We start from the raw sequence: 15,572 nt of genomic DNA, 5'->3' as shown, positions 1-15,572 counted from the left end.
CCGTCAGACAAGCATGCGAACTACCTCGGATCCAGCACCCGCGCGGCCCCGGGGCGTCAACGCCACCCCGGGGCCGCACACACCGCCTGACCGGGCGTCAGCCCAGCAGCACCGCCGGCAGCTCCGCGATCGAGCCGAGCACGTGCGTCGCGCCGTCCGCCCGCAGCCGGGCCTCGTCGTGGGCGCCGGTGAGCACGCCCGCCACCACGGACGCGCCGGCCCGGGCGCCGGTGAGCATGTCGTAGCCGGTGTCGCCGGCCACCGCGATCTGCCGGACCGAGTCGGTGCGGGTGCGCAGCAGCGCGGTGAGCACCATGTCGGGGTAGGGGCGGCCGCGGCCCGCATCGGCGGGGCACAGCGTCAGGTCGGCCACGGACTGCCAGCCGAGCGCGTCCAGGATCCGGTCCTGGGTGGTGCGGGCGAAGCCGGTGGTGAGGACCACCTTCAGGCCCCGGCCGCGCAGTTCGGCGATCGCTTCGGCGGCGCCGGGCAGCGCCTCGCAGCGGCCTTCGTCGACGAGGCTGTCGTAGGCGGCCTCGAAGGCCAGGTTGGCGGCCTGGGCGCGGTCCTCGTCGCCGAACAGGTGGCGGAAGACCGAGATCTTGGACTCGCCCATGGTGGCGCGGACGTGCGCCAGCATCGCGGTGTGCTCGGGGCTGCCGGTCTCGACGCCCTGGGAGCGGGCGGCGGCGGCGAAGGCGAGCTCCACCAGGCCGTCGTCGGCGACGGTGGTGCCGGCCATGTCGAGCACCACCAGGGTCACATCGTGCGTGGTCATGTTCTGCCCTTGCAGTCGTTCGGGAGTGGTGGGCTCAGAGGCCGGCGAGGTCGGCGGTGGTCTCGGCGATCGCGGGCGAGCAGGTCATGCCGCGTCCGCCGGGGCCGGTGACCAGCCAGGTGCCGTCGGCGACCTGCTGGCGGTGCACGACCCGGGTGGTGTCGACGCACTGGGCGTAGACGCCGGCCCAGCGGCGGCGGATCTTCGGCAGCGGCCTGCCGAGCAGGGCCTCGGCGACCTCGGCGACGTGCTCGTACGGGTCCTCGACGACGTCGAAGCCGAACGGCTGCTCGTACTCGTGGGTGTCGCCGATGGTGAGGCCGCCGTCCTTGCGCTGGACCATCAGCAGCTGCATCTTGTGCTCGGCGGCGACCGGCGGCTGCGGCTGGACGGCGCGCAGCGCGTCCAGCTCGGGGCCGGCGAAGGCGGGGTAGTAGCGGAACGAGTCGCCGTCGGCGACGGAGGTGGTGAGGGTCTCGCCGAGCGGGTCGGTCTGCATCATCTGCAGGCGGACCCGGCGCACCGGCAGGTCGGGGGCGAGTTCGCGGACCAGGCCGCCGAGCCAGGCGCCGGTGCACAGGATCACCTGGTCGCCCCGGTGCAGCTGCCCGTGGTCGTCGCGGACGGCGGCGGCGCCGACGACCTCGCGGACCTCGCGTCCGGGCAGGAAGGTGTAGCGGCCGGTGGCCTCCAGCGCGGCGCGCAGCGCGGGCTGGGCGACCCGGGATTCGACGGCGCCGTCCCGGGTGCAGTGCAGTCCGCCGAGGAAGTCGCCGCGCAGCGCCGGGTTGACGGCGCGGACCTGGTCGGCGTCGAGCAGGCGGTAGCCGCGGGCGGCGGCGTCGGGCAGCTCGACGGCGGCTTCGGCGACGGCGAGTTCGGCCTCGGTGCGGGCCAGCGTGAGCGAGCCGTTGGGGCGGAACCCGAGGCCGGGGACGCGTTCGCCGATCTGCTCCCAGAGTTCGCGGGCGCGCAGCGCGACCTCCAGCTCCTCACCGGCGGCGCGTCCGCTGACCCAGACCAGTCCGAAGTTGCGGACGGACGCGCCGCGCGCCTCGGCCTCGCGCTCCAGGTGGACGACCTCGTGGCCGCGCTCGACGGCCTGCCAGGCGTGCATGGTGCCCAGCACGCCCGCTCCTACGACGATTACCTTCATGCGGACAGGCTCGGGCGTCGAGGTGGCCGCAGGTCGTCCGGATCGGGTCGGTCAGGTGAACCGCCCGCAAGAGTTGTCCATACAACCTGGGCCGCCGGCGGGGCGGGTCAGGCCGCTCCGGCGCCGAGGACGGGGCCGAGCGGGCCGGTGCGCAGCCGGTCCACCAGCGGTGCGGCCCGTCCGGCGAGCAGTGCCAGCGGGATCGCGACCAGGACGCCGACCAGCGCGCCGACCGCCACGTCGTGCGGGTAGTGCGCGCCGACCCAGACCCGGGAGGCGCCCATCAGCACGGCGGCGACCAGGCCGATCCAGCCGAGCCGACGGTCGGCGTACCAGAGCGCGACGGCGGCGGCGAACGCGATCACCGTGTGGTTGCTGGGGAACGACCAGTCGCCGGGGGCGGGGCAGGCCTCCAGGGTGACGGTGCCGGGGATCTGCTGGCAGGGCCGGTTCTCCTCGACCAGGCTCTTGAACACCGAGTTCACCAGGTACGCGCCGACCACGATCAGCGGCGAGGCCAGCACCCGGGCCATCACCGCCGAGTCGGCGGCCCGGGCCCGCCACCAGGCCCACACCATCAGCACCGCGAAGACGCCGAGGCCGAGCGCCGACCACTGCGTGACCAGCTGGTCGAACCAGTGCGGCGCGGCCTCGGCCCACCCGGTGATCCGGGTGTAGAGGCCGCCGTCGATGCCGCTGCCGTCGTAGGCGAGCAGGCGGGCGGGGGGATGAACGTTCGGAGTCACAGGGACAAGGTGTACCAGAACGGACGTACTGGACGGCTCGGCCGCGGAGGCGAGCAGGAGTGACTGGGGCAAGGCTGGCGGACCTCCCGTTACCTTTGGGGGTGGCCGATCCCCGGCCGCCCCCGCACGTCTACAGTGTTGTAGACGTCGATCGACAGGACTGTAGACGAATGCCGGAGGTTCGCGCGACATGACGGATTCACCCGCACGTCGCCCGTCGGGAGAGCTGGAGTCCCAGGTGCTCGCCGCCCTCTGGGCCGCCGGCGCCCCGCTCACCCCCCAGCAGGTGCAGGACGCCGTGGACGCCGACCTGGCCCGCACCACGGTCGCCACCATCCTGGCCAGGCTGCACGAGAAGGGCACCGTCGCCCGCAGCAAGGCGGGCCGCTCCTTCGCCTACACCGCGACCGTCCAGGACGCCGACGGCCTCGCCGCCCGCCGGATGCGCACCGAACTCGACCGCGGCCGCGACCGCTCCACGGTGCTCGCCCGGTTCGTCTCCGACCTGTCCGACGAGGACGAGCGGCTGCTGCGCGACCTGCTCGGGGACCAGTCGTGACCCTCGCCGTCTGGATCCCGCTGCTGCTGCCGCTGCTCGCCGCACCGCTGGCCCGCCGGCTCGCCGAACAGCTCTCCCCGCGCACCGCCGCACTCACCCTGGCCGCCACCGCCACCGCCCTCGGCACCGCCGCGCTGGCCTCGCTCGGCCTGCTCACCGTCACCGGCCTGCTGCACCTGCCGTACGCGGCCGCGCTCGCCCACTTCACCCCGGCCGGCCGCCTGCCCGACGCCCTGTCCGGGACGCAGTGGGCGCCCGCCGCGGCCGCCGCCGCGCTCGCCCTGCTGGTGATCGGCGCGTTCGCCGCCCGCACCGCCCACCACCAGCTGGCCGACCTGCGCCGGGCCCGCCGCGCCACCGGCGACGCCCCCGCCGGGCTGCGCGCCCGGCTGCGCCGCAGCGGCCCGGCCGCGCTCACCGTCCTCGACGACCACCGCGCCGACGCCTACGCGCTGCCCGGCCGGCCGCCCCGGATCGTCGCCACCACCGGCATGCTGGCCGCGCTCAGCGCCCCCGAACGCGCCGCGCTGCTCGCCCACGAACGCGCCCACCTGGCCGGCCGCCACCACCTGCTGCTGGCCGCCGCCGAGTACGCCGCCGCCTGCCACCCGGCGCTGCGGCCGCTGCGCGGCGCGCTCGGCTACCACCTGGAGCGCTGGGCCGACGAGTGCGCCGCCGCCGAGGTCGGCGACCGGGCCCTCACCGCCCGGGCGATCGGCCGCGCCGCCCTCGCCGCCTCCCGCGCCCCCGCCGACCCGCGCCCCCGGCTCGCCCCCGCCGCCGCCGGCGGCCCGGTGCCCCGCCGGGTCCGCGCCCTGCTCACCCCCGGCCGTCCGCGCAGCCGCCGCACCGCCCGCACCCTCGCCGCCCTCGCCCTGGCCGGCTGCCTGGCCGCCGCCGCGGTCACCACCGCCGCGGCCGGCCACGACCTGCACCGCGCCGTCGAAACCGCCCAGGGCGAGCGCCCCGCCCCGCACCACTGAACCGATCAGTGTGCACCGGCGGCCACCGGGCGGACGACCTTCCTTCCCCGGCTCGGCGTGTCCACGTCGACCGGCCTACGCTGACAGCCGACCGTCGAGACCCGGGGGTATCCATGCAGCACGGCAGCAGAGGCCTCCGCCCGCCGACCCGCGTGCACGCCCCCGCCCGGGCCTACGACCGGCTCATGGCCGGCGAGCGGCCCGCCCCCGACGACTGCGCGGTCCGCCCGGAGATCGAGGACTCCTGGTCCCGGCTGCGCCGCCTCGGCCTGGACCCGGAACGGTCCCGGGAGATCCACCGGCTGGCGCCCGCCGAACTGGAGGAGCTGCGCCGCACCACCGGCCTGGCCCAGGTGCTGCCGGTGCTGCGCTCCACCCTGTTCGCGCCCGGCGACTCCACGCCGCTGGTGCTCGCGGTCTCCGACCCGAAGGCCCGGATCCTCTGGATGGACGGCGAGCAGCGGCTGCGCCGCGCCGTCGACGCGATCGGCTTCGAACAGGGCGCGCTCTGGTCCGAGGAGGAGGTCGGCACCAACGCCATCGGCCTGGCCGCCCGCACCGCCCGGCCCTCCCAGGTGCACTCCGCCGAGCACTACCTGCGCAGCCACCACACCTGGAGCTGCTTCGGCGCGCCGATCCGCGACCCGCGCACCGGCCGCCCCGCCGGCGTGATCGACCTCAGCGGCCCCGCCACCGGCGACCACCACTACCTGCGGCAGCTCGCCCTGACCGCCGCCCGCCTCGCCGAGACCGAACTGCGCGCCGCCCACCTGGAGTCCCTGCACCGCCTGCGCACCGTCGCCGTTCCGCTGCTGGCCCGCTTCGGCGACCCCGCGCTGGTCGTCGACCCGTCCGGCTGGACGGCCGCCGCGGTCGGCCTGCCCGCCCCGCCCCGGCTGGCGCTGCCCGCGGAGAACTGGGAGGGCGGCGGCACGCACTGGGTGCCGACCCTCGGCGAGTGCCGGGTCGAGCCGCTCGCCGACGGCTGGCTGGTCCGCCCGTCCGCGCCGCAGCCCGCCGAGGACGCCGAGCGCTCCGGCGGCGGCCTGGTCGAGCTCGACCTGCGCCGCCCCGACCGGCCCGAACTGCGGGTCAGCGGAAGCGTCGGCTGCTGGTCGCACACGCCCAGCCCCCGGCACACCGAACTGCTCCTGATGCTGGCCCTGCACCGGGACGGCCTGAGCGCCGCCGAACTCGCCGAGGCACTGTTCGCCGACCCCGCCCGCACCGTCACCGTCCGCGCCGAACTCTCCCGCCTGCGAAGACACTTGGGCCCCCTGCTGGAGGCCCGCCCGTACCGGCTGACGGCCTGCACCCGGGTGACGGTGCACGGCCCGCACGACCCGTACGACCTGCTCCCCGGGTCGGTCGCACCGGCGGTCCGCGCCCTGCGCGCGGACCTCGCGCACGGCATCCTGCGGCTGCCCGCCGCGCCGGGTCATTCCTCCGCGATCAGCTGCGCCAACTCCTCGTCGCTGGGCAGCAGTTCGTCCTCCTGGCCGTCCGGGACGATCCGGTAGGTGCGTTCCAGCCAGGCTTTCACCTGCGGCCGGGACGCCTCCAGCAGCGCACTGCCGTACGGCGACTCCAGCGCCACGTGCAGGGTCAACCCGTGGCACGGGCAGTGGGTGGGCCACAGCTTGACGTCGCCCTGGCCGCTCAGCGAGTCCAGGCCGTCGCGCAGCAGTTCCCGCGAGAACACCCAGTCCGCCTCGTCCGGGCGGCCCGCGTGGAACGTCAGGCGCACCTCGTACGGCGCGGCGGCGTCGTAGCGGAACCTGGTCCGCACCTCGCCGACCTGCTCCTCCTCCAGCGCGATCCGCAGCACCAGCGTCTCCTCCACCACCCCGGTCGCGGCAGCGCCGGCCGGCTCGCCGCCCGTGGGGGTGGCGGCGAGCGGCTGGTCGGACGGGGCTGAGAGCGGATCGCGCGGCATGACGGCCTCCCCGAGGCGGCTGGGATCCCGCAAAGCCTGCTCCCGCGCACCCCGGCGTGCAACGGTTGCAGGGGGTTGCACGGCCGTCCCGCCCGGCCCGCTCCACCCCGTCCGGCACGGGACTCGATTCGCACCCCGGTTCGGCACCGGATCTGGCGGTCCGTCAGACCGCTGGTAGTCTCGTCCCTCCCGTGCCGTTCGTCCGGGCACCCCCGGCGGCGCGGGGTGCGGCGCGGTGTTCGGACCGGACGCCGGACGCGGACCAGACCCAGGAAGGGGAGCCCGGTGGCGCTCCGCGAGCACTCCCGGCCCGCCGCCGCGGGCCGGACCGGACGGCACGGCCGCCCCGGACCCTTCGGCGGACGGCTCCGGCTGCCCACCATCCGGTTCTCGGGCGCGGCGATGGCGATGTCCACGGTGGTCGGGATCAGTCTGGCCACCACCTGGCTGCTCAACGAGCAGCAGCAGATCGGCCGCCGCCCCGGCGTCACCGTCGGCGGCCCGCCCGTGCCCAGCCCGGACGCCTCCGAGCCGGCCCCCGGCACCACCCCCGTCGACGAGGCCGCCGGCCCGCAGACCTCCCCGGCGGCCCCGCGCGGCTCGGCGACCGCCTCCCCGCTCCCCGGCCCCGCCCCCACCCGCACCCCCGCCCGGCCCGCGGCCGTACCCGGCATCCCCGCCGCCGCCCCGCCGAGCCGCCCCTCGCCGTCGGTCCCCGTCTCGCCGTCGGTCCCCGTCTCGCCGTCGCCCAGCGACACCCCCTCGCCCCTGGCCTCGCACCCCGAGCCGGCCCCCACCGCGCCGCAGTCCCTGAGCGGCACCTCCCGCGTGGACGCCCTCGGCCGCACCGGCACCCGCCACGTGGTGCAGGTACGCCTCGACGAGACCATGACGGCCCTCCAGGTCGAGTTCCGCCTCGCCCGCCCGACGGCCCTCCCCGGCACCACCCCCGCCACCGACCTCCCCGGCGCAGTGGCCACCGTCGCCCTCGAACGCGACACCCTCGTCTACCGCTTCACCACCCCCGCCGACCTCCCCCTCGCCCCCGGCACCTACACCTTCACCGTCACCGGCGCCCTCCCCGCCCCCACCCCCGCCGCCCCCGAAACCTGGACCGCCTCCGCCTTCGCCCTCCCCACCACCCGCGCCGTAGCCGCCCGCGGCACCTTCTGACCCCGCCACGCTGCCGGCGCAGCCGCCAAGGGCCCGTCCGGCAGCATGGGCGCTCGACGCAGCCTGCCGCACACGACAGCCCGTTCCACGGCACCCCGGGACGCCGCACGCCCACCGGCCGACCTCGGCCTCCACTCCGGCGCGGCCGGGCTGCGGACGCTCCGCACCGCCCGCGCCGCCAACGCCAACTCCCACCGACGACGCGCACAGCCTCAACTCCCCGAGGGCCACCGGCCGTTCGGCGACAACCCCTCCCCACCGGGCGCACCGCCGGACCGCGCCGTCGACCGGCGTCAACTCCCGCCGACGACGCGCGCAGCGCCAACTCCCCAAAAGTCAGCGGCTGTTCGGCGCCAGCCTCTCCCCGCCGGGCGCACGCCACCGGGCCGCGCCGACGCCGGCGTCAACTCCCCCTCGACGAGCACCAGTTGCCACCGGCCGCCGGCGGGAGCCCACACACGCACTCCCGCCGGCGGCCGGTTCGTGGGCCTACTCGAATGCCGCCCGGACCGCGCGGGTGCGGCGGAGGTCGTCGGTGCAGTCGGCCAGGTTGCGGCGCAGCGACGGGGTCAACTCCTGGTCGGCGAGAGCCTGTTCGGCGGCCGTCAGGACCTCGGAGGCGGCCTGGGCGACCGGGTAGAGGGTCTCGCCGAGCTGGCGGGCGATGATGTCGCCGCGGTGGGCGGCCTCCCCGATCCGCTCGAAGTACCGCAGCGCGTACGCGCTCTTCGCGGTGTCGTCGCCGGAGGCCCAGAAGCCGCGCGCGGTGGCCTCCAGCAGCCGGTTGGACATCGCGTCGGGCGTGAACAGGTCGCGCCAGGCGCGGGCCTTGGCCTCGGCGTCGGGCAGCGCGGCCCGGCAGCGGGCGGCGCCGAACTCGGCCTCGGTGCCGGGCTCGCGGGCGAGTTCGGCCGCGATCCGGTGCTCGTCGAGCTCGCCGAGCGAGGCCAGTCGGGCCAGCCCGGCCCACCGCAGCTCGGGGCCGACCAGCAGCCCGGCCGGCACGTCCTCGCCGTTCAACCAGCCGCGCAGCTCGGCGAGTTGCTCCTCGCCGCCGGAGCTCTCCACGGCCGCCCGCAGCGCCGCCAGCCGAATCCCCTGGCCGCCGTCGCCGGCCAGCAGCGCCCGCGCGGTGCGGCTGATCGCCGCCGACCCGGCAGCCCGCCGGTCCCCGGTCAGGTACCGCCCGACCACGTGCACGTGCGCGAACGTGAGCACCGCCTCGACGATCGCGTCGGCGGTCTCCGCGGGAAGGTGCCGCTCCATCAGGTCGAGGTAGACCGCCGGGTCGAGCTCGGCGTCCCGGACGAGGTCGCGGGCCTGTGCCCACAGCACGGCCCGGGTGACGTCGTCCTCGACCGCGGAGAGCGTCTCGGTGACGAGCTGCCAGGAGTGCGCGTCCAGTCGGATCTTCGCCCAGGTGAGGTCGCTGTCGTTGGGGACGATCAGCTGCGCGCCGGCCTCGACCAGCGCGGGCACGGCGACCCGGCGGCCGGGGCCGAGTTCGACGGCGACGCGGCCGACGGGGACGACCCGGCCGTCCTCGACGCGGTAGCCGCCGACCTCGATCAGGTGCGGCCGCTCGCCCTCGTTGACGACGGTGAGCGCGGTCAGGGTGCCGTCGTCGGCGCGTTCGGCCTCGGCGCGCAGGGTGTCGACGCCGCTGGTGCGCAGCCAGCTCTCGGCCCAGCCGTGGACGTCGCGGCCGCTCGCGGCGGCCAGCGCGGCGAGGAAGTCGGGCAGTTCGGCGTTGCCGTACAGGTGGTCGGCGAAGTAGGCGTTCAGGCCGGCGAAGAAGGCCTCGTCGCCGAGCCAGGCGACCAGCTGGCGCAGCGCGGAGGCGCCCTTGGCGTAGGAGATGCCGTCGAAGTTGACCATCGCCTCGGCGACCGAGCGGGTGCCGTTGCCGGCCACCGGGTGGGTGGAGGCGCGCTGGTCGGCGTCGTAGCCCCAGCCCTTGCGCTGCACGGAGAAGCCGGTCCAGGTGCCGGTGAAGCGGGTGGATTCGGCGGCGATCCGGTAGCCGAGCATCTCGGCGAACGACTCGTTCAGCCACAGGTCGTCCCACCAGCGCATGGTGACGAGGTCGCCGAACCACATGTGGGCCATCTCGTGGCAGATCACCATGGCGCGGCGTTCGTGCTCGGAGAAGGTGGCCGGGGAGCGGAACAGCATCTCGTCGCGGAAGACCACGCAGCCGGGGTTCTCCATCGCGCCCCAGTTGAACTCGGGGACGAACGCCTGGTGGTACTCGCCGAACGGGTAGCGCTCGTCGAAGAGTTCGTGCAGCCGGTCGAAGGAGGCGGCCGTCACCTCGAACAACTCGGGTGCTTCGCGGTCGAGTTCGGCGGCCAGCGAGCGGCGGGCGTGCAGGCCGAGCGGGATGCCGTCGTGTTCGCCGTAGACCGAGTGCAGCGGGCCGGCGACGACCGTGAACAGGTAGGTGGAGATCGGCTTGGTGGCGGCGAACTCCCAGTGCCCGCCCTCGGACTTGACCGGCGCGCCGTTGGAGACCAGGGTCCACTCGTCGGGGGCGGTGGCGGTGAGGGTGATCGGGGCCTTCAGGTCGGGCTGGTCGAAGCAGGCGAACACCTTGGCGGCGAGGTCGGGGCCGCAGGTGGCGTACAGGTAGACGGCGTCGTCGGCCGGGTCGGTGTAGCGGTGCAGGCCTTCGCCGGTGCGCGAGTAGCGCATCTCGGCCTCGATCAGCAGCTCGTTCTCGGCGCGCAGGCCGGGCAGCGCGAGGCGGTTGCCGTCCAGGGCGGCCACGTCGAGCGGCTGCCCGTTCAGGACGGCCCGGTGCAGGGTCGCCGGTTCCAGGTCGACGAAGGTGTCGCTGCCGGGCTCGGTGCAGCCGAACCGGATCACGGCGGTGCTGCCGAACCGGTCGGGTCCCCGGGTCAGGTCGAGGTCGACGGTGTAGCCGTGGACCTCCAACAGGCGGGCACGGACAGTTGCTTCGGCTCGTTGCAGTGCTGGCATGACTGCATGCTTGCCCAGCCCGCCCGGGCCCGGCAAGCGCGTTCGACCCGGATTCGCTGGTGGCGTACCCGGGGTGTTCGAGAGTGACGGCTAGGGTGTGTCGCGGCGGCGAGTCGAGGAGGAGCACGTGACGTCTGTTCTGGTGCAGGGCGGCAATGCGTCGCTCGGTGCGGGCCGGGTCGTGGTGGAGGTCACCGCGCCCAAGCAACTGGACGTGTCGGCGCTGCTGCTCGACCAGTCGGGCAAGGTCCGGTCGGACGCCGATTTCGTCTTCTTCAACGCCCCGAACGGCCCGGGCGTGACGCACCGCCCGGCCGCCGGCGCCACCCCGGACGCGATCAGCGTCGACACCTCGGCGGTGCCCGCCGCCGTCACCCGGATCGTGGTCACGGCCTCCCTCGACGACCGGCGGGCGACCTTCTCCGGCACCGAGCCCACCGCGACCGTCCGGGACGCCGACAGCGGCCGCGCGCTGTTCACCTTCACCCCGCCGCGGCTGGGCCGGGAGACCGCCCTGGTGGTGGTCGAGGTGTACCGGCGCGGCGCCGAGTGGAAGATCCGCGCGGTCGGCCAGGGCTACGCCAACGGCCTGGCGGGCATCGCCACCGACTTCGGCGTCACCGTCGAGGACCAGGCCCCGGCGGCGCCCGTCGCGCCGCCGATGCCCACCACCGCGCCCACCGCCGCGCCCACCGGCGCGCCCGCCGCCCCGCCGATGCCGTCCGGCTCCCCGGCCGTCGGCAAGATCACCCTCGACAAGGGCCGGGTCAACCTGGTCAAGGGCGGCTCGGTCTCGCTGGAGAAGGCCGGCAAGCCGTACCTCGCCTCGGTCCGGATGGGCCTCGGCTGGGAGCCCGCCAACCGGGGCCGCGGCATCGACCTGGACGCCTCGGTGATCGCGTTCGACGCCAAGCGCGAGAAGGTCGACACCGCCTGGTTCATGAAGCTGTCCGTCTTCAACGGCGCGATCGCCCACTCCGGCGACAACCTGACCGGCAAGGGCGGCGGCGACGACGAATCCATCACCGTCCACCTCGAAGGCCTGCCCGCCGAGGTCTGCGGCCTGGTCTTCGTCGTCAACTCCTTCTCCGGCCAGAAGTTCACCGACGTCAAGAACGCCTACTGCCGCCTGGTCGACGCCGCCACCGGCGAGGAACTCGTCCGCTTCGACCTCACCCAGGCCGAACCCCGCACCGGCGTCGCCATGTGCAAGCTCGTCCGCCAGTTCTCCGGCGAGTGGGTCATGACCGCCCTCGGCGAATACGTCGACGCCAAGACCGCCCGCTCCATGGTCAAGCCCGCCGCCGCCATGCTCTGAACCGCCCCCGCAACCGCCCTCCGCGCACTACCGTCTCTCCCAGCACGGCATCAACCGACCTACTGGGCACGGCCGTTCGCGGGGGGCTGCGGTGAGCAACCAGATCGTCAAGGCGCTGGAGCACGGGGCGCAGAAGCTCGGCAAGACGTTGGCGGAGGACGCCGGGAAGGCGTTGAAGGGCTTCTACCGCAAGGCCGGCGACAACCTGAAGAAGGTCGCCAAGAACGTCCGGGAGGTGGAGGAGAAGCACGCCAAGGACCTGGAGAAGATCTTCAAGGGCGACGGCAAGGGCGGCCTCCCGCACCCGCGTTCGGGCGACGGCGGCCGCGGCAGGGGTGGCGGCTCGCACCCGAAGGGCCGGGGCCGCGACCAGGTGAAGAGCCCCCGCACCGAGGGCCGTCCCCAGGACACCCGGTGCGGTGGCGGCGAGCCGGTCGACATGGCCACCGGCCGGATGTACATCGACCACCTCGACGCCTCGCTACCCGGCTCACTGCCGCTGGAGTTCACCCGCAGCTTCGAGTCCGGTCTGCTGACGGGACGCTGGATGGGCCCGAAGTGGATCTGCACCTTCGACGAGCGCCTGGAGATCGACGAACAGGGCGTCGTCCACATCCGCGCCGACCGCATCACCCAGGCCTACCCGCACCCCGAACCCGGCGACCCGGTCCACGCCTCGGCCGGCTCCCGCCGCGAACTCGACTTCAACGACGGCCTGTTCACCGTCACCGACCCCGCCACCGGCCTGGTGCGCACCTTCACCCCCACCCCGGACGGCGACGAAGCCCTCCTCACCGAGGTGCGCAACCGCCACGGCCGCCACTACACCCTCGCCTACGACGAGGACGGCGTCCCGCTCTCCCTCACCCACTCCGGTGGCTACCAGCTCCTCGTCACCGTCGACAACGACCGCATCACCGCCCTGCGCCTGGCCAACGCCACCGACACCGGCGGCGACGCCCTGCTGATGCGCTACGGCTACACCGACGGGCACCTGTCGGCCGTCTACAACTCCAGCAGCAAACCGCTGCGCTTCGCCAACGACAGCGCCGGCCGCGTCCTGTCCTGGACCGACCGCAACGACTCCCGGTACCACTACACCTACGACTCCCACGACCGCGTCACCGACGAGGGCGGCGGCGACGGCACCCTCCGCTTCCGCTTCACCTACGGCGACCCCGACCCCACCACCGGCCTCAGGACCCACACCGAGACCAACGCCCTCGGCCACACCACCACCTACCGGGTCAACGAACACGCCCAGATCACCGCCGTCACCGACCCGCTCGGCCACACGGCCCACTACCAACGCGACGAGTACGACCGCCTGTTGGCCGTCACCGACCCGCTCGGCCGCACCACCCGCCACGAGTACGACGGCGCCGGCGACCTCGTCGCCCTCACCCACCCCGACGGCAGCCGGGCCACCGCGTCCTACCACGCCACGGCGGGCCTCCCGGTACGGGTCACCGATCCGGGAGGCGGCAGCTGGCTCCAGGACTACGACGAGCGGGGCCTGCGGACCTCCCTCACGGACCCGCTCGGCGCCACCACCGCGTTCTCGTACGACGAGGCCGGCCACCTCACCGCCATCACCGACGCGCTGGGCCACACCACGCACGTCCGCTGCGACGCGGCGGGCCTGCCCGTCGAGATCGGCCGGCCCGCCGGCGCCCCCGCCCGCTACCTGCGGGACGCCTTCGGCCGCACCACGGCCGTCACCGACCCGTCGGGCGCCACCACCCGGTTGACGTGGACCACCGAGGGCAACCTGGCCTCCCGGACGACGCCCGACGGCGCCACCGAGTCCTGGGCCTACGACGGCGAGGGCAACTGCCTCACCCACACCGACCAGCTCGGCCGCACCACGAGCTACGAGTACACCCACTTCGAGACGCTCTCCGCCCGGATCACACCCGACGGCGCCCGCGTCGAGTTCACCCACGACGCCGACATGCAGCTCGTCGCCGTCTCCGACGCCCTCGGCCGCCAGTGGCAGTACCGCTACGACGCGGCCGGGCGGCTCGTCGGCGAACGCGACTTCCACGGCCGTACCCGAAGCTACGAGCTGGACGCCGCAGGACAGTTGACCGGCACGATCCTGCCGCTCGGCACGCTGATCCGCTACACGTACGACCTGATGGGCCGGCTGACGGAGAAGGACGCCGCGGGACGGACGACCCGCTACGCCTACGACGACGCCGGGTTCCTGGTGGGCGCCGCCAACCCGGACGCCGACGTCACCCACACCCTCGACGCACTCGGCCGGCCGATGGCCGAGGTGGTCAACGGCCATCGCCTCACCCACACCAGGGACGTGCTGGGCCGGCGCACCACCCGCTCCACTCCCACCGGCCACACCACCACCTGGACGCTGGACCCGGCCGGTCGCACCACCGCTCTGGCCACCTCGGGCGGCGCCCTCGACTTCGAGTACGACGCCACCGGACGCGAACGGCAGCGGACCATCGCCGGCCGGGTGACGCTCGCCAGCAGCTGGGACGACCTCTACCGGCTGACCGGTCAGACCCTGACCGCACCCCGAGGGCTCCTCCAGCAGCGGACCTACACCTACCGCCCCGACGGCAACCTCTCCCGGGTCGACGACCTCCTGACCGGCACCCGCACTTTCGAGCTGGACCTGGTCGGCCGAGTGACCGCGGTCGACGCCGCGACCTGGTCCGAGAGGTACGCCTACGACGCGGCCGGCAACCTCACCACCGCCGATTGGCCCGCCACCCGCGCCGCCCGAGCGGCCGTCGGGGACCGCGACTACGCCGGCACCGAGCTGATCGGCGCCGGCCGGGTCCGGTACGAACACGACGCCGCCGGCCGGGTGACCCTGCGCCAGGTCACCCGCCTGTCCAAGAAACCCGACACCTGGCGATACACCTGGGACGCCGAGGACCACCTGGTCGCGGTGACCACCCCCGACGGCGCCCGGTGGCGCTACCTGTACGATCCGTTCGGCCGCCGGATCGCCAAGCAGCGTCTCGCCGGCGACGGGACCGTCGAGGAGCAGACCGACTTCACCTGGGACGGCCCGACCCTCGTCGAACAGACCACCCGGGCACCGTACCTCCCCGGTCCGCACACCCTGAGCTGGGACCACAAGGGCCTGGCCCCGGTCGCCCAGACCGAGACCGTCGCCGGCCAGGACCGGACCGACCGCCGGTTCTTCGCCATTGTCACCGACCTGATCGGCACCCCGACCGAGCTCGTCGATCCCGCCACCGACACGATCGCCTGGCGCACCACTCCCACCCTGTGGGGCTGCACCACGTGGCCCGGCGAGAGCTCCACCTACACCCCGCTGCGCTTCCCCGGCCAGTACTACGACCCGGAAACCCGCCTCCACTACAACGTCAGCCGCTACTACGACCCCGAGACCGCCCGTTACACCAGCCCGGATCCGCTCGGCCTCGGCCCCGCGCCCAACCCCGACGCCTACGTCGGCAACCCCCACACCTGGACCGACCCGCTCGGGCTGTCGGCGCACCCCACGGTGCCGACCACCCGGGGACAGGCGGGCCGCCGGGCCCCCGTCGTCGACATCGACCGGGCGCAGCCCGGCTGGTCCCTGGATCAGCGCATCGGTCAGGCCGAGTCCCGGCTGCCCGACTTCGCGCTCAACAACCGCAGCGCCAGGACCAGGAACCGCACGTACGTGGCCGCCGTGCACACGGAGACCGGGGACATCGCCTGGGCGTCGTCGGGAGGCGGGTACTGCGCCGAGGGCAACGCACTGCTCGCCCTCGGCGGCGATCCGAGCAAGGTGAAATTCACCGGCGCCCTGACCGTGGACGACGCCACCAAACCCTTCACGGCCGTCCCCAAACGGGTCTGCGTCAACTGTCAGGGGGACTATCCGGACCGGTCGATCTTCGTTCCGGGGGTGCTCGGCGAACCGGGCGGACCGTGGGGCGACCGTTAGGATCCCG

Annotated in this window: 11 protein-coding genes; 6 read left to right on the top strand and 5 right to left on the bottom strand. The window is 74.6% G+C overall.

Features of this window, described 5'->3' with window-relative positions:
* Positions 1–97 precede the first annotated feature (97 nt).
* The 3 genes from ACFV4P_RS23870 to ACFV4P_RS23860 form a co-directional block, all read right to left on the bottom strand.
* Positions 98–778: a phosphonatase-like hydrolase gene (locus ACFV4P_RS23870; RefSeq protein ID WP_380474217.1), complete on the bottom strand. Its 681-nt coding sequence runs from the start codon at positions 776–778 to the stop codon at positions 98–100.
* Positions 779–812: 34 nt separating this feature from the next.
* Positions 813–1,934 (bottom strand): TIGR03364 family FAD-dependent oxidoreductase, encoded by a 1,122-nt coding sequence (locus ACFV4P_RS23865; protein ID WP_380474215.1) that lies wholly within the window; start codon positions 1,932–1,934, stop codon positions 813–815.
* A gap of 107 nt (positions 1,935–2,041) precedes the next feature.
* Complete coding sequence (locus ACFV4P_RS23860; RefSeq protein ID WP_380474213.1) at positions 2,042–2,680, bottom strand: phosphatase PAP2 family protein; 639 nt, start codon at positions 2,678–2,680, stop codon at positions 2,042–2,044.
* Between the two features lie 190 nt (positions 2,681–2,870).
* Between ACFV4P_RS23860 and ACFV4P_RS23855 the strand changes: the two genes are divergently transcribed.
* The 3 genes from ACFV4P_RS23855 to ACFV4P_RS23845 all read left to right on the top strand — a co-directional run bounded on the left by ACFV4P_RS23855 (position 2,871) and on the right by ACFV4P_RS23845 (position 5,742).
* Positions 2,871–3,239: a BlaI/MecI/CopY family transcriptional regulator gene (locus tag ACFV4P_RS23855; RefSeq protein WP_380474211.1), complete on the top strand. Its 369-nt coding sequence runs from the start codon at positions 2,871–2,873 to the stop codon at positions 3,237–3,239.
* The gene (locus tag ACFV4P_RS23850) at positions 3,236–4,222 is read left to right on the top strand and encodes a M56 family metallopeptidase (protein ID WP_380474209.1); all 987 of its coding nucleotides are present in this window, start codon (positions 3,236–3,238) and stop codon (positions 4,220–4,222) included. Before ACFV4P_RS23855 ends, ACFV4P_RS23850 begins: the two co-directional genes overlap by 4 nt.
* A 113-nt stretch (positions 4,223–4,335) precedes the next feature.
* Positions 4,336–5,742: a GAF domain-containing protein gene (locus ACFV4P_RS23845; RefSeq protein WP_380474207.1), complete on the top strand. Its 1,407-nt coding sequence runs from the start codon at positions 4,336–4,338 to the stop codon at positions 5,740–5,742.
* On the opposite strand, the gene ACFV4P_RS23840 is transcribed toward ACFV4P_RS23845, so the two are convergent.
* Positions 5,661–6,158, bottom strand: coding sequence for an SsgA family sporulation/cell division regulator (locus ACFV4P_RS23840; RefSeq protein ID WP_380474205.1), 498 nt, complete (start codon positions 6,156–6,158; stop codon positions 5,661–5,663). The genes ACFV4P_RS23845 and ACFV4P_RS23840 overlap by 82 nt on opposite strands.
* Positions 6,159–6,443: 285 nt before the next feature.
* Between ACFV4P_RS23840 and ACFV4P_RS23835 the strand changes: the two genes are divergently transcribed.
* On the top strand, positions 6,444–7,331 hold the full coding sequence (locus tag ACFV4P_RS23835) for a hypothetical protein (RefSeq protein WP_380474204.1): 888 nt from the start codon (positions 6,444–6,446) through the stop codon (positions 7,329–7,331).
* A gap of 489 nt (positions 7,332–7,820) precedes the next feature.
* Here the strand turns inward: ACFV4P_RS23835 and pepN are convergent, their stop codons facing one another.
* On the bottom strand, positions 7,821–10,313 hold the full coding sequence (gene pepN / locus ACFV4P_RS23830; RefSeq protein WP_380474202.1) for an aminopeptidase N: 2,493 nt from the start codon (positions 10,311–10,313) through the stop codon (positions 7,821–7,823).
* 139 nt (positions 10,314–10,452) lie between these two features.
* Here pepN and ACFV4P_RS23825 point away from each other — a divergent pair, with 139 nt between their 5' ends.
* Together ACFV4P_RS23825 and ACFV4P_RS23820 are read left to right on the top strand one after the other, a co-directional pair.
* On the top strand, positions 10,453–11,631 hold the full coding sequence (locus tag ACFV4P_RS23825; RefSeq protein WP_380474545.1) for a TerD family protein: 1,179 nt from the start codon (positions 10,453–10,455) through the stop codon (positions 11,629–11,631).
* A 91-nt stretch (positions 11,632–11,722) separates the two neighbouring features.
* Positions 11,723–15,565, top strand: coding sequence for an RHS repeat-associated core domain-containing protein (locus ACFV4P_RS23820; protein ID WP_380474200.1), 3,843 nt, complete (start codon positions 11,723–11,725; stop codon positions 15,563–15,565).
* The last annotated feature ends 7 nt before the right edge of the window (positions 15,566–15,572 follow it).

Origin of the sequence: Kitasatospora sp. NPDC059795, assembly GCF_042732175.1 — a bacterium.
GTDB lineage: Bacteria > Actinomycetota > Actinomycetes > Streptomycetales > Streptomycetaceae > Kitasatospora.
Note: the sequence above shows the minus strand (reverse complement) of the source record. Positions and strands in the feature narration are given on the sequence as shown.